Raw genomic sequence first — 20,633 nt, 5'->3', positions numbered from 1 at the left:
TGCGCCCCTCCCCTGAACAACGTGCATGTTTCTAAGGATCCCCAGGAAACCGCAGTACGCATATGCCCGAGCCTACGCCTGACCTTTACTCAACGCATGCGTAATTGCACAAAGAGATACCGATCCGGCCAGGAGCGGACCAACGCCCCGGGGGCGCATCCGGCCCGATGCGCCCCCGGGGCGTTCCGCCACGGCTCTGTCGGTCACGGACGGGCCCGCAGGGCCTCGGGGGCCGCCCTCAGGGACGGGCCGCCCCCTCGCGCAGTACCGGCTCCGGCATGAGGACCGGGCCGGCGGCCGGGGCCTTGCGGCAGACGTCTCCGCACTCCGCGTCCAGCGAGCAGCAGAGCGAGCAGATCGGCCCGGACCGCACGGGGCAGTCGGCGATGTCCGGGAGCTCGTAGGCCGTTTCGCAGACCGCGCAGGTGTGGGTGGCGGTGATGTCCGCGACCTCGGCTCCGGGCCCGTTCACGGGATTGGGGCGCGCCAGGTAGTACTTCCCCTTCGTCGCCCAGGCGATCAGCGGACAGAGCGTCAACGAGAGTCCGGCCGCGATGAAGGTCGAGAACGCCTCCGCGTACGTGCCGAACAGCCCGAAGAAGGCGAGGATCGAGACGGTCGAGGCGATCACCATCGCCCCGAACCCGGCCGGATTCACCGCGTACAGATAGGCCCGTTTGAACTCGATGTACGGCGGGCTCAGACCGATCCGCTTGTTGATGACCAGGTCGGCGGCGACCGCGACGATCCAGGCGATGCCCACGTTGGAGTAGAAGCCCAGCAGCTTGTTGAGGGCCGCGAACATGTTCATCTCCATCAGCGTCAGCGCGATGACGAGATTGAGGAAGATGTACCAGACCCGGCCGGGGTGACGGTGGGTGATCCGGGAGAAGAAGTTCGACCAGGACAACGAGCCGCTGTAGGCATTGGTCACGTTGATCTTGATCTGCGACACGATCACGAAGAGCGCGGCCGCAGGCAGCGCGAACGAGCCGAGCCAGGGCTTCAGCGCCTCGATCTGCGGGGCGATCGGCTCCAGCGCGTGTGTCTTGCCGACCGCCTCCAGGGCGACGAAGGCGAGCAGCGCGCCGCCGAGCTGCTTGGCCGCGCCGATGATCACCCAGCCGGGTCCGGCGGCGAGGACGGCGAGGTTCCAGCGCCGCTTGTTGGCCTCCGTCTTCGCCGGCATGAAGCGCAGGTAGTCGGCCTGCTCACCGATCTGCGCGATGAGCGAGAGCGCGACACCGGTGCCGAGCCCGAAGCCGATCCAGGAGAAGCCCGACCCCGCCCCTTCCGTGCCGCCGAAGGAGCCGAACGCACCCCAGGCGTCCGGCGCCTCGAAGGCGAGGACGACGAACGGCAGCACCATGCCGATGATCCAGACGGGCTGGGTCCAGGCCTGCACCTTGGCGAGGGCGCCCATGCCGCGGAAGACGATCGGTATGACGATCAGAGTGGTGATCAGATAGCCCGCCTCGACCGGAAGTCCGAAGGCCTGATGCATGGCCTGGGCCATGATCGAGCCCTCCAGGGCGAAGAAGATGAAGGTGAAGGACGCGTAGATCAGCGAGGTCAGCGTCGAGCCGAAGTAGCCGAATCCGGCGCCCCGGGTGACGAGGTCCATGTCCAGGCCGTACTTCGCGCAGGCGCGGGCGATGGGGATGCCGGTGAGGAAGATGATCGTCGCGGCCGCCATGATCGAGGCGAATCCGCTGGTGAAGCCATAGGTGAAGACGATCGAGGCACCGATCGCGAAGTCGGCCAGGTAGGCGATCCCACCGAGCGCGGTGCCGGCGACCGTGCCGGGCGACCAGCGCCGGAAGGAGTGCGGCGCATAGCGCAGGGAGTAGTCCTCCCGGCTCTCGTCCGCCGCGAGTTTCGCGTAGCTGCGACTGGGGGGCGGGGCGCCGGAGCCGCCTGCGAGGTCTCCCCCGGAGGCGGTCTCCGTCTGCGGTACGACTGTGTCCGTCATCGGTGACTTCCCGTTCGTCAGTCCGGAGTGCGGGTCCGAACGGGAAGGTAGGAGCGGGACATGACAAGCCATCACGGTCGATGATTGCCCGGCCGTTACGGGGTACGGGCCGCCGTTAATTCGTGGTGACGGGCACCGGACGGGCCCCGCCGGATATCGGTCACCCGACAGGAACGCCGCGCCCGCCGCCCCGCCGACCGACCGGAACCGCAGGCCGGAGAGCCCGCCGACCCGCCGGAGCCGCAGGCCGGAGAGCCCGCCAACCGGCCGGAGCCGCAGGACCGGGCGCCCGCCAACCGGCCGGAACCGGAACCGCGGGACCGGCGGCCCGCCGTCCGACCTGAACCGGAACCGCAGGAGCAGCAGCCCGTCACCCGACCGGAACCCGAACCGCAGGACCGGAAACCCGTCGCCCGACCGCGACCGGAACCGCAGGACCGGCAGCCCGCCGTCCGACCCGGACCGCGGGTCAGCAGGTCCCGCCCGGCAGCCGGCCCGGACCGCGCCGCACCCTTCACCGGACCGGCAGGTGGTAGGCGACCCGGTAGCGGTCGGCCGGCACCACCACGTCGGCGGTCTCGACCGGGCGGCCCGACGCGTAGTACGTCCGCTCGATCACCATCACCACATGGCCCGGCACCCCGCCGAGCGCCAGGAGCTCCTCCGCCAGCCCCGGGCGCGCGCCGACCTGCTCGGCCACGTTGTCCACGACGACATCGATCGCGGCCATCCGCTCGACCACCCCGCAGCCGCCCAAGGGGCCCTCCTCCGGCAGCATCACCGGTGTGCGCCCCGTGACCGCGAGGGTCTCCCACGAGGTGGAGAGCATCATCGGCTCGCCGCCGTCCCGGAACACATAGCGCGTACGCATCACCCGGTCGCCCGGCTCGATGCCGAGCCGCTCGGCGATCTCCGGGCTCGCGCCCTCCTGTTCGCTCCGGGACTCCCAGGTCCCCCGCGCACCCTCCGCCGTCTGCTCCTGCCGGAACGGACTGGCTCCCGCCTCCGACCGGAAGCCGGAACGGGCGATCCGGCGCGGGACCGGGCGCTCGCGCACATAGGTTCCGGAGCCGGAACGGCCCTCGACGAGGCCCTCGGCCATCAGCACCTTGCGCGCCTCCAGCGCGACGGTGTCCGAGACCCCGTACTCCTCGCGGATACGCGCCTGCGACGGCAGGCGCGTATGCGGCGGCAGCGAACCGTTGGCGATCTTCTCTCTCAGATCGCTCGCAACGCGCAGATAGGCGGGCTGCTCACCGAAAGTCACAGGCCACTCCCCAAGAGGTTGACAGACTGCAACAGCGTCGCAACGGTCGGTTCCACACCGCAAGCACAGGCCAGAGTTTCACTCGAAGTGATGATTCGCCGTCGGCGTGCGCATATCCCGCCCCAGCCGCCACGCGTCCTCGGGCGTTCCGGTGCACCCCACCCCTTGACCATATTTGGTCCAGACCAATAGCTTCCTCTCCACACAGCACGGTCACGCACCTCCCCGCACATGCCTCGCACACGCACAGGAACGGGCCTCATGCGTCGAAGAACCCTGTCCGGACTGGCCATTGCCGCCTGCGCCTTCTCGCTGGCCGCCACCCTCGCCCCCGCCGCCAACGCCACCGCGGGCCACGGCGACGAGCACCGCACGGACCGCGGGAAGGGAGGCCACCACAGTTCCGCGCCCGCGTACAAGCGCGTCGGCTACTTCACCCAATGGGGTGTCTACGGACGCGACTTCCAGGTCAAGGACCTGGAGACGAGCGGCACGGCGGCCAAGCTCACCCACATCAACTACTCGTTCGGCAACGTGAGTGCCGACGGGAAGTGCTTCACGGGCAACGTCCCCGGCGAGGCAGACGCCTGGGCCGACTACGTACGCCCGCTGGATGCGGCGGGCTCGGTGGACGGCGTCGCCGACACCGACGACCAGGCACTCGCGGGCAACTTCAACCAGCTGCGCGAGCTCAAGGCCAAGCACCCCGGCCTCAAGGTGATGATCTCGCTCGGCGGCTGGAGCTGGTCCACCCACTTCTCGGACGCGGCCCGCACTCCCGCCTCCCGCAAGGCCTTCGTCTCCTCGTGCATCGACCTGTACATCAAGGGCAATCTGCCGGTGGACGGGACGCGCGGCGGCGAGGGCGCGGCAGCCGGTCTCTTCGACGGCGTGGACATCGACTGGGAATGGCCGGGATCCGCCGGTGACACCGACACGGTCCACCGCCCCGAGGACAAGCGGAACTTCACGGCCCTGGTCCATGAATTCCGTACCCAGCTCGACGCCTACGCGAAGAGCGCCGCGGCCCGTAAGGGCGGCCACCACGGAGCGAAGCCCAAGCACTACGACCTCTCGGCGTTCGTGCCCACGTCCCCCGAGAAGATCGACGCCGGCTTCGACGTCCCGCGCATCATGCGGGACTTCGACTTCGTGAACCTTCAGGGCTACGACTTCCATGTCTCGGGCGAGAAGACCACCGCGCAGCAGTCCGCGCTGTACGCGAAGGGCGACTTCAGCGTCGACCAGACCGTGCGCGACTGGCTGAAGCGCGGCGCCCCGGCCCGCAAGCTCGTGATGGGGATGCCGTTCTACGGTCAGGGCTGGACCGGTGTGACCGGCGGCGGTGACGGCCTCGGCCAACCCGCCGCGGCCCCCGCCCCCGCCACCTGGGCGGCCGGTTACGAGGACTACAAGGCCCTCAAGAAGCTGGCCGAATCCGGTACGTACGAGGTCCACCGCAACGTCCGTGACGGCAGCGCCTGGCTGTTCGACGGCACCACACTGTGGACGTACGACGACCCGCAGGTCCTGCGCACCAAGACCGCGTACATCCGCGACCACCGGCTCGGCGGCGCGATGTTCTGGTCCCTGGACGGGGACACGGAGGACGGCGAGCTGATGACCGCCGTCGACCGCGGACTCTCCCGGCGGTAGGAACGGCCCTTCCGGGGCGGCCGCGACACCGCGGCCGCCCCGGACTCCGCCCTGCCGCCCCGGCTGGCATGCTGGCAGCCATGGCCACCACGTACCGCTGCCCGCAGGACGGCACCCGTGCCGACGTCACCTCGCTCACCTGGTGCTGCCCGGTCTGCCGCGGTCCGTGGGACCTGGACTTCGAGAGCGCGGGCCCGCTGCGTCCCGGCGAACTGCCCGGCCGGGTCAACTCCCTGTGGCGCTACGAGGAGGTCCTGCCGCTCTCCTCCCCCGCGACGACCCTCGGCGAGGGCCGCACCCCGCTGGTACCGCTCACCGGCACGGTCTCGGCCAAACTCGACTTCCTCATGCCGACGCTCTCCTTCAAGGACCGCGGCGCGGTGATGCTCGCCGAACTGGCCCGCCGCCTCGCCCCCGAGCGCGTCGTCGCGGACAGCAGCGGCAACGCGGGCACGGCCGTCGCCGCGTACTGTGCCCGCGCCGCGCTGCCCTGCACGGTGTACGTCCCCGAGGGCACGTCCCCGAAGAAGACCGAGCAGATCCGGGCGCACGGCGCCCGGCTGGAAGTCGTCCCCGGGGACCGCGAGGCGACGGCGCGGGCGGCCCGCACCGCCGCCGACGCACCCGGCACCTTCTACGCCTCGCACGTCTTCAACCCGTACTTCCTGCACGGCACGAAGACCTACGTGTACGAGCTCTGGGAGGACCTCGGCGGCCGGCTCCCGGAGGTCATCGCCGTACCGGTCGGCAACGGCACGCTGCTCCTCGGCGCGGCCCTGGCCACCGCGGAACTCCTCGCCCAGGGCCTGATCGACACCCGCCCCGCGCTGGTCGCCGTCCAGGCCGAGGCGGTGTCCCCGCTGGCCGCCGCCTTCCACGCGGGGGCGGACGACCTCCTCGGCACCCCGGCCGGTGCCACCGCCTCCCCCACCCTCGCCGAGGGCATCGCCATCCCGCGCCCGCCGCGTGCCCGCGCGATCCTGGCGGCGGTGCGGGAGTCGGGCGGCACCTTCCTGACGGTGACCGAGGATCAGATCCGCGCGGCACAGCTGGATCTGGCCGCCCGCGGCTTCTACGTGGAGACGACGGGCGTGGCCTGCTGGGCGGCCGTGGGCGGCTGGACGGACCGCAGCGTCGTCGTACCGCTGTGCGGCGCGGGACTCAAGACGGGGCTCGCGGCCTGATCCGACCGCGACGCCCGGCACCGGCGCGCGACCGGTCCTCCAGGACGCCGGCACGCCCCCGCGCCAGCCGTTCACCCGCGCGCCGTGCCGCTCCGCACCGCGCCCGCGTCAGCCGTTCACCCGCGCGCCGTGCCCCGCCGCACCCCGCCCGCTTCCCTACGTTCGTACCGTGAGCCTTTCGCGTACCTCTCTTCTCACCTCCCTCGTCGCCTGCGCCCTGATCGCGCCACTGCCGCCCGTCGCCTCCGCCACCGGTCGGCCGTCACCCGCCGCGCCCGCCGTGGCCTGCGGCCGGGACACGGATCCCGCCTGGGCCCCGACGTCCACGACGTTCGGCGAGGCCGAGGGCTACGACCCCTACGTCGGAAACGGCTATCTGGGGCACCGCGTACCGGCCGCGGGTGCCGGGTACGCCGACCGCGAGGAGAAGACCGGCTGGCCGCTGTTCACCCCGCGCTACGACGGGGCGTTCGTCTCCGGGCTCTTCGGCCGCGAGGAGGATCTGGCGGCGGGCCGCGAGGTGGCCGCCGCGCTGCCGAGCTGGACGAACCTCGATGTACGGGTGGGCGGGGAGACGTACGGCTCCGCCACTCCGGCCGGACGCATCTCCCGGTACCGCCAGACGGTGTTCCTGCGGTGCGGGCTGGTGCGTACGTCGCTCCGCTGGACCACCGCCGACGGGCGCGCGACCGACCTCACGTACGAGGTGCTGGCCGACCGCTCCGATGTGCACACCGGTGCGGTACGGCTGCGGATGACCCCGCACTGGACCGGCACCGCGACGGTCACCGGCCGGCTCGACCCGCGCGGGGCGCGCCGGATCGACCTGGAGGAGGACGGAACCTTCCGCACCCGGGGCACGGGGACGGCGGGCGCGGTCGTGCAGACGGTGCGCCCGGCGGGCATGAGCGGACAGGCGGCCCGGGTGAGCGCCGGGCGCACGTATACGTACGAGAAGTACGTCGGGGTGGACACCGCGCTCACCTCGCGCGCCCCGCGCACCACCGCGCGCGAGGCGTCCCGGCGCGCGGCGCGGCGCGGCTGGTCCGCCGTGCTCGCCGAGAACGCCGCCGTCTGGCGCCGCGACTGGTCCGCCGACGTGTCCGTGCCGGGCAGCCCCGATCTGCAGAAGTGGCTGCGCTCGGCCCAGTACGGACTCCTCGCCTCCACCCGCACCGGCTCCCGCGACAGCATCGCCCCGGCCGGGCTGACCAGTGACAACTACGCGGGCATGGTGTTCTGGGACGCGGAGACCTGGATGTACCCGGGGCTCCTCGCCACCCGTCCCGAACTGGCACGTTCAGTGGTCGAGTACCGCTACCGGACGCGCGACGAAGCCCGTACGAACGCCGAGAAGCTGGGCTACCAGGGCCTGTTCTACCCGTGGACGAGCGCGAGCAAGGGCAGTCTCTGGTCGGAGTGCCAGAGCTGGAACCCGCCGCACTGCGTGACCCAGAACCATCTCCAGGGCGATGTGTCCCTGGCCGTCTGGCAGTACTACCTGGCCACCGGCGACCGCGACTGGCTGGCCGGCCACGGCTGGCAGATGCTCCGGGGCATCGCCGACTTCTGGGCCTCGCGCGCCACCGCGAACGACGACGGCAGCTACTCGGTGAAGGAGGTGGCGGGCCCGGACGAGTACAGCAACGGCGTCACGGACGGGGTGTTCACCAACGCCGTCGCGGCCACCGCCCTGCGCAACGCCACCCGCGCGGCCCAGCTCCTCGGGCACCCGGCCCCGGAGAAGTGGACCGAGGTCGCGGACGGCCTGCGCATCCCGTACGACCCCGAACGGAAGCTCTACCTCCAGTACGCGGGGTACGACGGCTCGACGATCAAACAGGCCGACACGGTCCTGCTGATCTACCCGCTGGAGTGGCCGATGGAGCCGGGTGCGGCCGCCTCGACGCTCGACTACTACGCGGCGCACACCGATCCGGACGGCCCGGCGATGACGGACTCGGTCCACGCGATCGACGCGGCCGCGATCGGGGAGCCGGGCTGCGCCACGTACACGTATCTCCAGCGTGCGGTGCGCCCGTTCATGCGCGGCCCGTACGCCCTCTTCAGCGAGGCGCGGGGCGAGAAGGCGGGTGCGCAGGACCCGCTGTCCGGCTTCCCCGCCGAGGACTTCCTCACCGGCAAGGGCGGCTTCCTCCAGGTGTTCACACACGGGCTGACGGGTCTGCGGCTGCGGGAGGACGGGGTGCGCCTGGACCCGATGCTGCCGCCGCAGCTGAGCGACGGCGTGAACCTGACGGGCCTGCGCTACCGGGGGCGTACGTACGACGTCGCGATCGGCCCCCGGACGACGGAGGTCCGCCTGACGTCGGGCGCCCCCTTCACGCTCCACACCCCGTCCGGTTCCCGTTCCCTGTCCTCCTCCCTCACCCTGCCCACGCGCCGGCCGGACCTGACCCCGACCACCGACGCGGCCCGTTGCCGCCCGGCGACGGCGACGTCCGAGACGCCCGGCCTGTACGCGGCCGCGGCGGTCGACGGCAGTACGGCGACGGCCTGGTCCCCGGACGGGGAGACGGGCTCGCTGACGGTGGATCTGGGGCGGGCGGCCCCGGTGACGGGATTCGCGCCGGAGTGGACGGACGTACCCCCCGCCTCGCACCGCCTGGAGACCTCGGCCGACGGCAGGAACTGGCAGCCGTACCGGGCGGGGGCGGTGGCCCGCCAGGTGCGGGTGACGGTCCGTTCGACGGACGCGGCCGAGCCGACGGGCGTACGGGAACTGAGGGTCACGCAGCCTTAGCGCGCGTGCGGCGGGCCCCGGCCGCCCGGCGGCGCACGGCCGGCCGGCCGAGCAGGATCCCGGCCAGTACGAGGACGAGCCCGCAGATCTGCCGCAGGGTGAGCGGCTCACCGGCGATCATGGTGCCCAGCAGCACTCCGGTCACCGGGTTGAGCAGCCCGACCAGGCCGACGGTCGCGGCGGGCAGATGGCGCAGGCCCGCGAACCAGGCGGCGAAGGCGAGCGCGGTCGCCACCACGGTGACGTAACCGAATCCGAGGACGGCAGGCCCGTCGAGCGCGGGCGGGGCGCCCTCCACAACTGCGGCGAGGGGCAGCAGCAGGAGACCGCCGGCGATCAGCTGCCAGGAGGTCGAGGCGAGGACGTCGGTCCCGGCGCCCCAGCGCTTGGTGAGGACGTAGCCGAGGGACGACATCAGCAGGGCGGCGACCGAGGCCAGTACCCCGCGGATGTCGGCGGAGACGGTTCCGGTCAGCAGCATGAGGCACACCCCGCCGATGCCTGCGGCCGCGCCCAGCAGGGGCAGCGGCCTCGGCCGCTCGGCGACGAGCGCCCAGGCAATCAGCATCATGGCCACCGGCGAGGCCGCCATGATCGTCGAAGCGGTGCTGGTCGGGAGCAGCTGCGCGGCGACGTACACGAGCGCGAAGAACCCGCCCATGTTCAGGACGCCGAGGACGGCGGACTTCCACCACCAGGAGCCGCGGGGCCGTTGCCTCCGGACGGCCAGGAGCAGCAGCCCGGCGGGCAGGGCCCTGACGGCGGCGCCGTACAGCGGGGTCCCGGCAGGCAGAAAGGCGTGGGTGACGTAGTAGTTCGTGCCCCAGGCCACCGGGGCGACCGTCGTGATGAGCACCCATCGCAAGGTAGCTTCCATGGAAGTTATTATACCTTCCAAGGAAGCTACAATCGAGGCATGCCGGATTCCACTGATTCCACCGCCACCCCTCAGCCCCCGGACCACGTGGCCCGCATCCAGGCCGAGTGGGCGCGCGAGCGCCCCGACCTCGACGTGCGCCCGCAGGGCGTGATCGGCCGCCTGCACCGGCTGGCCGCGCTGCTCACGGAGGAACTGTGCGTGGTGTACCGCCGGTTCGGCCTGAGCGAGGGTGAGTTCGACGTGCTGGCCGCGCTGCGCAGGGCCGGGGATCCGTTCGAGCGGGCGCCCGGCGAACTGGCCACGCACACCATGGTCACCACCGGCGCGATGACGAAGCGCATCGACCGCCTGGAACGCGCGGGCCTGGTCACCCGCCGCCGGGCGGCCGTCGACGGCCGCGCCCGCGTGGTCGCCCTCACCCCGGCCGGCCGCGATCTGATCGACCGCGCCTTCACCGAGCACATGCGCAACGAGCGCCGCCTCCTGGACACCCTGAGCGGGGACGAGACGGCGGCGCTGGAGTCGCTGCTGACGGCGTGGCTGGGGCGGACGGAGCCGCCGCAGAGCGGCTGAGGGCTTTCGCTCCCGCTCAGGCCGGGGGGCCCGCCCCCGGTCCCATCGCCGGGCGGGCCGCCTGCCCCCGATGCCGTAGAGGTAGAGGGCGATGCCGGGCATCCGATCCCGTCGAGGACGATGCCGGGCATCCAGCCGGACTCGGCGTCGACGTGATGGCGGGAGCCCCCGACGACGAGCCGCACGATCCGCTCACCACGGACGCCCCGCTGACGCATGCCTTACCACCGCCCGCTCGACGGGCTCCTCACCGGTCCGCGGCGCCCGGGCGGGGAATCAGCCCCGAGACGACAGGGGCGCCCAGGTGTAGCGGACGCGGACGCCCTGGTCGTGCAGCCAGGCGGCCTCGCGGTGCCGGAGTTCGCTGGCGGATTCCGGGGCGATGGCGCTGGGCCAGCGGACGAGTACCGCGGTGACGTCGCCCGTCTGCGCCAGCTGTCTCACCCGCCGCCACCCTCTGCGCCGGGCCGGGTCGGGCTCACCGTACGTATCGGTGACGACCTCGGCGATCGTCAGTCCGCGTTCCCGGGCGAACGCGCGGCCTTCCCTCTGGGCGCGCTGCGTTGCTTCACCGGGCGCGCCCCGGGCCCGGTCGGCGCATACGTACAGCACGACGGGAGAGACGGTTTCCTCGTGGGGGGTCATGGACGCCTTCCGTAGGTGGATCGAAGAGGAGGGGTTCCGCCGCGCGTGGGGACGCGGAGGCACTCGACTCAGCCCGGACGGATGTGCGTTCGGCCCGCACCGGGCGTGCGGAGCGACTGCCGCCCGCTCCGGGCCGGATCCCGTTTCATTGCTGTGACTCGACCGCTCACCCATCCACTATGCGCGTGATAAGGGTCACGCTGCAACCGACTCCCTGATAATTTCAGGAGCACGGGTATCAGCCTGGCGTCAACATCAAATGGCTGTAAGAATGGTCTTGTTGACGGTTTCTCAGGAGGTTGGGCGTGAGTGATGCCCGTTCCGGCACCAGTGCGCCGACAGTCCTGCGCATGATCCTCGGCCGTCGGCTGCAGGAGATGCGGCTCGGCGCCGATGCCTCGCTGGAGGACGCGGCCAAGGCACTGCGCGTGACGACCCTGACGATCCGCCGGCTGGAGAAGGCCGAGGTCGCGCTGAAGCCGCTCTACGCGGAGAAGCTCCTGGAGACCTTCGGCGCGGACCGTCAGGAGATCGACGAGTTCGTCGACCTGGCGGAACAGGCCAACAAGCCCGGCTGGTGGCACTCCTATCGCGACGCCGTCCCCAGCTGGTTCACCGCCTACGTCAGCCTGGAGTCCGGCGCCAAGACCCTCCGTACGTACGAACCCCAGTACGTCACCGGCCTTCTGCAGACCCCCGCCTACGCACACGCCGTGCTGCGCGGCGGCCTGCCGAACGGCAGCGAGGAGGAGCTCGCCCGCCGTGTGGAGCTGCGGCTGCACCGCCAGAAGCTGCTGGAGGGGGAGGACGCGCCCACGTTGTGGGTGGTCATGGAGGAAGCCGTACTGCACCGGGTGGTGGGCGGCGCACACGTGATGCGGGAGCAGTTGGAGCGGCTCCTGGACGTCTCCGAGCTCGCACACGTGAGCATCGACATCGTGCCGTTCACCGCGGGCGCGCATCTCGGAGCGTGTGCCCCGTTCACCTATTTCCGGTTCGAGGAACCGGAACTGCCCGACATCGTCTACAGCGAACTCCTGTCCGCCTCCGTCTACCTGGACCAGCGCGCGGACGTCGTCTCCCATCTCGAAGCACATTCCCGTATGGCGCTGATGACGTCGTCCGAGGACAGCAGGGCGCTCTTGAACCGCATGCGCAAGGAGTACTCATGACGATCACCGACGAGGGCGTCTACAACGGCATGCCGGCCCACAATCTCGGGGAACAGGGCTGGGAACGGCCCTGGAGCGGGCCGAACGGGGGTCAGTGCGTCGAGACGAAGCAACTCGCCGACGGCCGCGTGGCCGTACGCCAGTCCACCGACCCGGCCGGGCCGGCGCTGATCTACACACCGGAGGAGATCGCCGCGTTCGTCCGCGGGGTCAAGGAGGGCCTGGCGGATCACCTGGCCGCGGGGTGAACCGGCGGCGGGCGTGAGGGACGACGGCACCGGGTCCCGTCCCTGGCCTGCGGGCCGACAACACACGTACGAAGGGAAGAACATGAGCACCAGGCAGGCCGGCCAGGATCTCGACACGAGCAAGGCGCACTCGGCCCGGATGTACGACTACTTCCTCGGCGGCAAGGACCACTTCGAGATAGACAAGGAGGCGGCGCTGGTCGCCGCCCAGGCCCACCCGGGCATCTACGTGACCGCGCGCGAGAACCGGGCGTTCATGCACCGGGCCACCCGTGTCCTGGCGCAGGAGCACGGGATCCGCCAGTGGCTCGACATCGGTACGGGCATCCCGACCGAGCCCAACCTGCACCAGGTCGCCCAGTCCGTCGCCCGCGACGCCCACGTCGTGTACGCGGACAACGACCCACTCGTCCTCAAGTACGCCGAACGCCTCATGCGCAGCACCACGCAGGGCCGAACGGCCTACGTCCAGGCCGATGTCACCGACCCCGACGCGCTGATGAGCGCCGTGGAGGACTCGGGGGTCCTGGACTTCGAGCAGCCCATCGCCCTCTCCCTCAACGCGCTCATGCACTTCATCACCGACCCGCACGACCCGTACGCCATCGTCCGCCGGCTCCTCGACCCGCTCCCGGCGGGCAGCGCCCTCGCCATGAACCACTGCACGCCCGACTTCGACCCGGTCACCTGGAACAAGGTCGCGGAGGTCTACACGAAGTCCGGGTCTCCGGTTCAGTTCCGTTCCCACAGCGACGTCCGCCGCTTCTTCGACGGACTCGACCTGGTCGAACCGGGCATCTGCTGCTGCCACCGCTGGCGGCCCGCCGCCTCCGCCGCGGGCGAGCCGGAGATCGAGGACGCCCAGATCAGCCTGCTGGCAGGCGTGGGCATAAAGCGCTAGCCGAGCCGGGGGCCGCACCGGACCGGACCGGTGACCCATCGGGGGCCGCCGCACGGGGCCGGTGGCCGGCACCCGCGCTGGCTGGTGCCCGGGGACCGACCGTGCCCGGAGAGGTGACCGATGCCGTTCCGGCCGAAACGGCGTACCCCGTGATCACGACGAGGCAGGGAAACCGGCAAGGGGCCGGCTCCCGAAGAGCCGGCCCCTTGCCACCTGCGGACTCGACGAAACGCCCGGTCCGCAGCACCGAATCGATCAGACGTTGAAGCGGAACTCCACCACGTCCCCGTCCTGCATGACGTAGTCCTTGCCCTCCATGCGCGCCTTGCCCTTGGCGCGGGCCTCGGCGACCGAGCCCGTTTCGACCAGGTCCTCGAAGGAGATGATCTCCGCCTTGATGAAGCCCTTCTGGAAGTCGGTGTGGATCACACCGGCCGCCTCGGGGGCCGTGGCGCCCTTCTTGATCGTCCAGGCGCGGGTCTCCTTCGGGCCTGCCGTGAGGTAGGTCTGCAGTCCGAGGGTGTCGAAGCCGACGCGGCCGAGGGTGGCCAGGCCGGGCTCTTCCTGGCCCATGGACTGGAGGAGCTCCAGGGCCTCGTCGTCGTCGAGCTCGATCAGCTCGGACTCGATCTTGGCGTTCAGGAAGATGGCCTCGGCGGGGGCGACCAGGGCGCGCTGCTCGTTCTTGAAGTCCTCGTCGACCAGCTCGTCCTCGTCGACGTTGAAGACGTAGAGGAAGGGCTTCGTCGTCAGGAGGTGGAGCTCGTGGAGCAGGCGGCCCTTCTCCGTGCCGGCCGTGATGCCCGCGTGGAAGAGCGTGTCGCCGGCTTCCAGGATCTTCTGGGCCTCGTCGACCGCTGCCAGGACGGCGACCTTCTCCTTCTGGAGGCGGGCCTCCTTCTGCAGGCGGGGGACGGCCTTCTCCACCGACTGGAGGTCCGCGAGGATCAGCTCGGTGTTGATCGTCTCGATGTCGTCCTTGGGCGAGACCTTGCCGTCGACGTGGACGACGTTCTCGTCCTTGAAGGCCCGGATGACCTGGCAGATCGCGTCCGACTCACGGATGTTCGCGAGGAACTTGTTGCCCAGCCCCTCGCCCTCGCTCGCGCCGCGCACGATGCCGGCGATGTCGACGAAGTCGACCGTCGCCGGGAGCAGCTTCTGGGAGCCGAAGATCTCCGCGAGGGTGTTCAGGCGCGGGTCGGGGACGCCGACGACGCCGACGTTCGGCTCGATCGTGGCGAACGGGTAGTTGGCCGCCAGCACGTCGTTCTTGGTCAGGGCGTTGAAAAGGGTCGACTTGCCGACATTCGGCAGACCGACGATTCCGATCGTGAGCGACACGGTGGCGACTTCCCTAGGGGGTGGACGGGCTCGAATGGACGTCGGGCCCGGGTGGGCCGATTCTCCAGTTTACGGGCGGGGGCGGGTGGCCCGTCACGGGTCCGGACGGCGGTGGTGCCCGCACCGGTCCGAGAGGGCTCCGGGGGTGGAATCGAGGGCGGCATCGGGGGCGGAATCGGTTCCCGTTGGGCCGTGTGGCATCGAACTCATCGCCAAGGTCGCCCAAAGCGCGTGTCCCGCACCCGCTTCCGCCCGCCCGGCGACCTACGTTGTCCCGGTGGAGCAGCACAGGACACGTCCCCCGCAGCGCAGGCAGACCCGGCCGGCCCCGCTGTCCCCGCTCGGGACCAAGGGAGCCGAGGGTTCCCTCGGCGAAGGCGCGACCGTCTATCGGGTGATGAGCACCCCGGCCGGCCGGGGTCGCCCGGTGGCGCCTGCCGTGCTCGCCCTGCGGCGGCTGCCCAATCCCCGGCTGACCGGTATCGGTGCCGGGCTCTTCGCCGCCGCCGTCATGTTCGTCCTCGGCTGTGCGGACTGGCTGCTGTTCGACGGCTCGTCCGCCGTGTTCGGCGTGCTGTTCCTGCCGGTCAGCGCCCTGACCGCGCTCTGGGTGCGGCCCGCCGACCTGGTGACCGCGCCGATCAGTGTGCCGATCGCGTTCGCCGTCGGCATCATTCCGATCTCCGGCGGCACCGGCGGCTTCGGCGGGCAGACCATGGCCGTCGTCACCGCCCTCGCCGTTCATGCCGGCTGGCTGTACGGCGGCACGCTCGTCGCCGGGCTCATCGCGACCGTACGCAAGGTCCGCCTGATGCGGGCCCGGCAGCGGCGGATGCTGCTGGCCGCGCAGACCGCACGGCCTGCCGGTCAGCCGTCACCGGCGGCGCGGCCCGCCGGACGGACCCCGCGCCGCCCGTCCCGGCGTTAGGGCGCGCAGGCGCGAGGGGCCTCAGCGGCCCGCCGCCGCCATCGCCGCGCCCACGATGCCCGCGTTGTTCTGGAGCTCCGCGGGCACCATCTCGGCCCGCACATGCTCGATGAGCGGCAGGAACTTGTCCGCCTTGCGGCTGACACCGCCGCCGATGATGAACAGCTCGGGCGAGAACAGCATCTCCACGTGGGCCAGGTACTTCTGCACCCGGTGCGCCCAGTGGTGCCAGCTCAGGTCGCCGTCCTCCTTGGCCTTGGTGGAGGCGTGCTTCTCCGCGTCGTGGCCGTGCAGCTCCAGATGGCCGAGCTCGGTGTTGGGCACGAGCCTGCCGTCGATGAAGAGCGCGCTGCCGATCCCCGTACCGAAGGTCAGCACGATGACCGTGCCCTTGCGGCCCCGGCCCGCGCCGAAGGTCATCTCGGCGACGCCGGCCGCGTCCGCGTCGTTCAGGACGGTGACCGGGAGGCCGAGCCTGTCGCCGAGCAGGGTACGGGCGTCCAGGTCGATCCAGCCCTTGTCGACATTGGCCGCGGTCCGGGTGAGACCGCTGGTGACGACACCCGGGAACGTGATACCCACCGGCCCCTGCCAGTCGAAGTGGCCGACCACCTCGGCCACGCACCCGGCCACGTCCTCGGGAGTGGCCGGGTGCGGGGTGAGCACTTTGTGGCGCTCCTGCGCCAGGTCTCCGCGGTCCAGGTCCACGGGAGCACCCTTGATCCCGGATCCGCCGATGTCCACGCCGAAGATCTCCATGTGATCCACGGTACGGGCACCGGGCCCCGCCCACTTCCTGGAACGGGAAACCGGATGAGAGCGAGCCCGGTCGGTGGGCCGGGTGCTACTGCGCCGACATGGCCGCCGCTTCCGCGCGCAGGTCGCGGCGGAGCTCCTTGGGCAGCGAGAACACAATCGACTCCTCGGCCGCCTTCACGATCTCCACGTCCTCGAAGCCCCGCTCGGACAGCCAGGCCAGAACGCCGTCGACCAGTACCTCGGGCACGGACGCGCCGGAGGTGACCCCGACCGTGGAGACGCCCTCCAGCCAGGCCTCCTCGATCTCGTCGGCGGCGTCGACGAGATACGAGGCACCCGCACCCGCGCCGAGCGCGACCTCGACCAGGCGGACCGAGTTCGAGGAGTTCTTCGAGCCGACGACGATCACCAGGTCGGCGTCCGCGCCCATCTGCTTCACCGCGATCTGGCGGTTCTGCGTGGCGTAGCAGATGTCGTCGCTGGGCGGCGAGATCAGGAGCGGGAACTTCTCCTTGAGCGCGCCGACGGTCTCCATCGTCTCGTCGACCGAGAGAGTGGTCTGGGAGAGCCAGACGACCCGGGACGGGTCGCGGACCTCGACGTTGGCGACGTCCTCGGGGCCGTCGACCAGGGTGATGTGGTCGGGGGCCTCGCCGGAGGTGCCGATGACCTCCTCGTGGCCCTCGTGGCCGATCAGGAGGATGTCGAAGTCGTCCTGCGCGAAGCGGACGGCTTCCTTGTGGACCTTGGTGACGAGCGGGCAGGTCGCGTCGATGGTGGCGAGCTTCCGCTCGGCCGCCTCCTCGTGCACGGTCGGTGCGACACCGTGTGCGGAGAACATGACGATCGAGCCCTCGGGGACCTCCGCGGTCTCCTCGACGAAGATCGCGCCCTTCTTCTCCAGGGTCTGCACGACGTACTTGTTGTGGACGATCTCGTGGCGTACGTAGACCGGGGAGCCGTACTGCTCCAGGGCCTTCTCCACGGCGATCACGGCACGGTCCACGCCGGCGCAGTAGCCACGGGGAGCGGCGAGCAGGACGCGGCGGGGTGTCGGAGCAGTCATGCGTCCCATCGTAACGGCCTCACCCGGAGCGGGGAGCGGACCGCCCGCCGCCCCGGGTGAGGCCGTTAGGCCGTACCGAACAGGCGCGGGGGCTGTGGGGTCGGGAGACTGATCATCACGCGACCGATGACGCGAACGACGGAGGGCTCATGGCCGGCAGCGGCACGGAAACCGGCACCGGCGGCTCCACGGAGCAGGTGCGACTGCGGCGGACGCTGGGCTTCCGGGACCTGGTGGTCTACGGGCTGCTCTTCATCGCCCCGATGGCCCCCGTCGGCGTCTTCGGCACCCTCGACGCGAAATCCGACGGTGCCGTGGCGCTGGTGTACATCGCCGCGACCGTCGTCATGGCGTTCACCGCCTTCAGTTACGCCCAGATGGTGCGGGTCGCCCCCCTGGCGGGTTCCGTCTTCGCGTACGCCCGCAAGGGGCTCGGCGAAGGGCCGGGGTTCATCGCCGGGTGGATGGCGATGCTCGACTACCTGCTGATCCCCGCGGTCGCCTATCTCTTCTCCGGCATCGCGATGAACTCGCTGGTGCCCGAGGTGTCGCGCTGGGTGTGGACGGCCTTGGCGGTGGTCCTCACCACACTGCTCAACCTCTGGGGCGTACGCGCGGCGGCCCGGGTCGGCTTCGCGGTGCTCGCGATGGAGATCGTGGTGCTGCTGGTGTTCCTGGTGTCCGCGGCGGTCGTGCTCGTACGGGACGGGGCGCAGCGCGGCTGGCTGTCGCCGCTCACCGGGGATTCGGGCTTCTCCGCGGCGGCGGTGCTGGGCGCGGTGTCCGTGGCGGTGCTCTCGTATCTGGGCTTCGACGCCATCGCCTCGTTCGCGGAGGAGGTGACGGGCGGATCGGCGAAGGTGGCGCGGGCGGTCCTGTTCTGTCTGGTGCTTGCGGGAGTGCTGTTCGTGGCGCAGGCGTATCTGGCCGCGCTGCTGGAGCCGATGTCGTCGGCGGAGCTGGCCGCCGATCCGGTGGCGCAGGGTTCGGCGTTCTACGACACGGTGGACTCCGCGGTCGGGACCTGGCTGCACGATCTGGTGGCGGTCAGCAAGGCGATCGGGGCTGCGTTCGCGGCGCTGGCCGGGCAGGCGGCGGCTGGGCGGCTGCTGTTCGCGATGGCCCGGGAGCGCCGGCTGCCCGCGCTGCTGTCCAAGGTCGATCCGGGTTCGGGGGTGCCGAGGATCGCGATCCTCATCGCGGCGGTCGTCACGATGGTGGCGGCGGTGTGGGCGGCCCGGCGGGACGACGGCCTGGATCATCTGGTGTCCGTGGTGGACGTCGGGGCGCTGACCGCGTTCGTCCTGCTCCACGCGTCGGTGGTCGGGTGGTTCGCGGTGCGGCGGATGGAGGGGCCGCCGAGCTGGTGGCGCCACGTCCTGGTCCCGGTGGTGGGGGCCGGGGTGCTGATCGCGGTGATCGTGGAGGCGACGACGAGCGCTCAGGTGGTGGGCGCGTGCTGGCTGGCAGTGGGGCTGATGGTGCTCGCGGTGCAGCGGGGACGCCGGGCGGCGGCCTGAGGGCGGCGGAGGAACGGTCCTCGGGGCTGCGAGGAACGGTCCTCGGGGCTGCGCGGGCTACGGGCTACGGGCTACGGGCTACGGGCTGCGGAGGAACGGCTCCCGGGGCCTGAGGGCGGCGAGGAACGGCCCCGGTGTCGGTGCCGGCGGATACGCTCGCCCGCATGGCTCTCCAAACTTCTCCGGAAGCTCCGCTGCCCGTCGGTGACGTGTCGCGGCTGATCGGCGGCTGGATCGACCGGCTCGGCGCGGTCTGGGTCGAGGGGCAGATCACGCAGTTGTCGCGACGGCCGGGTGCCGGAGTGGTGTTCCTGACCCTGCGCGACCCGTCCCACGACATCTCGGTGAGCGTGACGTGCTTCCGACAGGTCTTCGACCGCATCGCGGACGTGGTGACGGAGGGCGCGCGCGTCGTCGTCCTGGCGAAGCCCGAGTGGTATGCGCCCCGCGGCCAGCTCTCGCTGCGGGCCACGGAGATACGGCCGGTCGGCATCGGTGAGCTGCTGGTCCGGCTGGAGCAGCTCAAGAAGTCCCTTGCCTCGGAGGGCCTCTTCGCTCTCGACCGCAAGAAGCCGCTGCCCTTCCTGCCCCAGCTGATCGGGCTCGTCTGCGGACGCGCGTCGGCGGCCGAGCGCGATGTGCTGGAGAACGCGCGCCGCCGGTGGCCCGCCGTCCGCTTCGAGGTGCGCAACACCGCGGTGCAGGGCGTGCACGCGGTGAACCAGGTGGTCCACGCGGTCAAGGAGCTCGACGCCCTCGACGAGGTGGACGTGATCGTCGTGGCGCGCGGCGGGGGCAGCGTGGAGGATCTGCTGCCGTTCTCGGACGAGGAGCTGATCCGTACGGTCGCCGCGTGCCGCACCCCGGTCGTCTCGGCGATCGGCCATGAACCCGACTCCCCGCTGCTCGACCTGGTCGCCGACGTGCGGGCCTCCACGCCCACGGACGCGGCGAAGAAGGTCGTGCCCGATGTGGGCGAGGAGCTGGACCGGGTGCAGCAGCTGCGCGACCGGGCGCTGCGGACGGTACGGGGGCTGCTCGACCGGGAGGAGCGGGGCCTGGCGCATGCGCTGGGACGGCCCTCCATGGAGCACCCGCAGCGGATGGTGGACGAGCGCGCCTCGGAGGTCGACGCGCTGATCGGGCGGGGCCGGCGGGTGCTGGGCCATCTGCTGGACCGCGCGGACTCGGAGCTCGCCCACACCCGCGCCCGCGTCCTCGCGCTGTCACCCGCGGCAACGCTGGAACGTGGCTACGCGGTGCTCCAGCGGGCGGACGGGCACGTGGTCCGGGACCCGGCCGACGCGGGCGCCGCCGGGGACGCGCTGCGGGCCCGGGTGTCGGGGGGCGAGTTCACGGTGCGGGTCGACGGGTGAGCGGCCCCGGCCCCGGGGAACGACCGGAGGCCGCGGCCACAGGGAACGGACATGCCGACGCATAGGGTGGATCACATGACGGACGACGGGACGACGACGGCTGCGGCGACGGGCACGCTCGGTTACGAGCAGGCGCGCGACGAGCTGATCGAGGTGGTGCGCCGGCTGGAGGCGGGCGGAACCTCGCTGGAGGACTCCCTCGCACTGTGGGAACGCGGCGAGGAGCTGGCGAAGGTGTGCCGGCACTGGCTGGAGGGTGCGCGCGCCCGTCTCGACGCGGCGCTGGCGGGACCTGCCGCCCCAGGGGAGGACGCCGGGGACACGGCGGCCGACGCGCGCTGAGGGACCCAGGCCCTGCGGCACGGCGCAAGGTGTCTG

The 20,633-nt window shown here is 71.4% G+C and carries 18 protein-coding genes; 11 read left to right on the top strand and 7 right to left on the bottom strand.

From position 1 onward, the window contains the following. Window positions 1-238: 238 nt before the first annotated feature. Together OG446_RS24905 and OG446_RS24900 are read right to left on the bottom strand one after the other, a co-directional pair. Window positions 239-1,972: a purine-cytosine permease family protein gene (locus OG446_RS24905; RefSeq protein ID WP_328896121.1), complete on the bottom strand. Its 1,734-nt coding sequence runs from the start codon at window positions 1,970-1,972 to the stop codon at window positions 239-241. 514 nt (window positions 1,973-2,486) lie between these two features. After that, the gene (locus tag OG446_RS24900) at window positions 2,487-3,239 is read right to left on the bottom strand and encodes a GntR family transcriptional regulator (protein ID WP_219570249.1); all 753 of its coding nucleotides are present in this window, start codon (window positions 3,237-3,239) and stop codon (window positions 2,487-2,489) included. A gap of 261 nt (window positions 3,240-3,500) precedes the next feature. On the opposite strand from OG446_RS24900, the gene OG446_RS24895 reads away from it, so the two are divergent. From OG446_RS24895 to OG446_RS24885, 3 genes are all read left to right on the top strand, one after another. Next, entirely contained in the window at window positions 3,501-4,895 is a 1,395-nt protein-coding gene (locus OG446_RS24895) for a glycoside hydrolase family 18 protein (protein ID WP_328896120.1), read from the top strand. 80 nt (window positions 4,896-4,975) lie between these two features. Next, window positions 4,976-6,079 carry a pyridoxal-phosphate dependent enzyme gene (locus tag OG446_RS24890; protein WP_443050229.1) on the top strand — a complete coding sequence of 368 codons (1,104 nt, stop codon included), beginning with the start codon at window positions 4,976-4,978 and terminating at the stop codon, window positions 6,077-6,079. 169 nt (window positions 6,080-6,248) lie between these two features. Beyond that, window positions 6,249-8,843, top strand: a complete 2,595-nt coding sequence (locus OG446_RS24885; protein WP_328896118.1) for a discoidin domain-containing protein — start codon at window positions 6,249-6,251, stop codon at window positions 8,841-8,843. Here the strand turns inward: OG446_RS24885 and OG446_RS24880 are convergent. Next, the gene (locus tag OG446_RS24880) at window positions 8,830-9,720 is read right to left on the bottom strand and encodes a DMT family transporter (protein WP_328896117.1); all 891 of its coding nucleotides are present in this window, start codon (window positions 9,718-9,720) and stop codon (window positions 8,830-8,832) included. The genes OG446_RS24885 and OG446_RS24880 overlap by 14 nt on opposite strands. A gap of 39 nt (window positions 9,721-9,759) precedes the next feature. Between OG446_RS24880 and OG446_RS24875 the strand changes: the two genes are divergently transcribed. Next, window positions 9,760-10,296 (top strand): MarR family winged helix-turn-helix transcriptional regulator, encoded by a 537-nt coding sequence (locus OG446_RS24875; RefSeq protein ID WP_328896116.1) that lies wholly within the window; start codon window positions 9,760-9,762, stop codon window positions 10,294-10,296. Between the two features lie 276 nt (window positions 10,297-10,572). Here OG446_RS24875 and OG446_RS24870 read toward each other — a convergent pair whose 3' ends face one another. Beyond that, window positions 10,573-10,941 carry a hypothetical protein gene (locus OG446_RS24870; RefSeq protein ID WP_328896115.1) on the bottom strand — a complete coding sequence of 123 codons (369 nt, stop codon included), beginning with the start codon at window positions 10,939-10,941 and terminating at the stop codon, window positions 10,573-10,575. A gap of 305 nt (window positions 10,942-11,246) precedes the next feature. Here OG446_RS24870 and OG446_RS24865 point away from each other — a divergent pair, with 305 nt between their 5' ends. From OG446_RS24865 to OG446_RS24855, 3 genes are all read left to right on the top strand, one after another. Further along, window positions 11,247-12,113: a helix-turn-helix domain-containing protein gene (locus OG446_RS24865; protein ID WP_328896114.1), complete on the top strand. Its 867-nt coding sequence runs from the start codon at window positions 11,247-11,249 to the stop codon at window positions 12,111-12,113. Next, the gene (locus tag OG446_RS24860; protein WP_328896113.1) at window positions 12,110-12,361 is read left to right on the top strand and encodes a DUF397 domain-containing protein; all 252 of its coding nucleotides are present in this window, start codon (window positions 12,110-12,112) and stop codon (window positions 12,359-12,361) included. The genes OG446_RS24865 and OG446_RS24860 overlap by 4 nt, the downstream gene beginning before the upstream one ends. Window positions 12,362-12,443: 82 nt before the next feature. Next, a complete protein-coding gene (locus OG446_RS24855) occupies window positions 12,444-13,262 on the top strand; it encodes an SAM-dependent methyltransferase (protein ID WP_328896112.1) in 819 nt (272 codons plus the stop codon). Window positions 13,263-13,517: 255 nt separating this feature from the next. Here the strand turns inward: OG446_RS24855 and ychF are convergent, their stop codons facing one another. After that, window positions 13,518-14,606 carry a redox-regulated ATPase YchF gene (gene ychF, locus OG446_RS24850; RefSeq protein ID WP_328896111.1) on the bottom strand — a complete coding sequence of 363 codons (1,089 nt, stop codon included), beginning with the start codon at window positions 14,604-14,606 and terminating at the stop codon, window positions 13,518-13,520. Window positions 14,607-15,003: 397 nt separating this feature from the next. Here ychF and OG446_RS24845 point away from each other — a divergent pair, with 397 nt between their 5' ends. Continuing rightward, window positions 15,004-15,534, top strand: coding sequence for a DUF6542 domain-containing protein (locus OG446_RS24845; protein WP_328898405.1), 531 nt, complete (start codon window positions 15,004-15,006; stop codon window positions 15,532-15,534). A 21-nt stretch (window positions 15,535-15,555) separates the two neighbouring features. Here OG446_RS24845 and ppgK read toward each other — a convergent pair whose 3' ends face one another. Together ppgK and OG446_RS24835 are read right to left on the bottom strand one after the other, a co-directional pair. Then, window positions 15,556-16,293 carry a polyphosphate--glucose phosphotransferase gene (ppgK, locus tag OG446_RS24840; protein WP_328896110.1) on the bottom strand — a complete coding sequence of 246 codons (738 nt, stop codon included), beginning with the start codon at window positions 16,291-16,293 and terminating at the stop codon, window positions 15,556-15,558. 85 nt (window positions 16,294-16,378) lie between these two features. Further along, window positions 16,379-17,368, bottom strand: coding sequence for a 4-hydroxy-3-methylbut-2-enyl diphosphate reductase (locus tag OG446_RS24835; protein WP_328896109.1), 990 nt, complete (start codon window positions 17,366-17,368; stop codon window positions 16,379-16,381). A gap of 140 nt (window positions 17,369-17,508) precedes the next feature. On the opposite strand from OG446_RS24835, the gene OG446_RS24830 reads away from it, so the two are divergent. The 3 genes from OG446_RS24830 to OG446_RS24820 all read left to right on the top strand — a co-directional run bounded on the left by OG446_RS24830 (window position 17,509) and on the right by OG446_RS24820 (window position 20,597). Continuing rightward, window positions 17,509-18,879 carry an APC family permease gene (locus OG446_RS24830; protein WP_328896108.1) on the top strand — a complete coding sequence of 457 codons (1,371 nt, stop codon included), beginning with the start codon at window positions 17,509-17,511 and terminating at the stop codon, window positions 18,877-18,879. Window positions 18,880-19,043: 164 nt separating this feature from the next. Continuing rightward, window positions 19,044-20,255, top strand: coding sequence for an exodeoxyribonuclease VII large subunit (gene xseA / locus OG446_RS24825; protein ID WP_328896107.1), 1,212 nt, complete (start codon window positions 19,044-19,046; stop codon window positions 20,253-20,255). A gap of 75 nt (window positions 20,256-20,330) precedes the next feature. Next, entirely contained in the window at window positions 20,331-20,597 is a 267-nt protein-coding gene (locus tag OG446_RS24820; RefSeq protein WP_328896106.1) for an exodeoxyribonuclease VII small subunit, read from the top strand. The last annotated feature ends 36 nt before the right edge of the window (window positions 20,598-20,633 follow it).

The organism is Streptomyces sp. NBC_00236 (assembly GCF_036195045.1).
Lineage (GTDB): Bacteria > Actinomycetota > Actinomycetes > Streptomycetales > Streptomycetaceae > Streptomyces.
The sequence above is the reverse complement of the archived record's forward strand: the minus strand, read 5'-3'. Positions and strand labels throughout refer to the sequence as shown.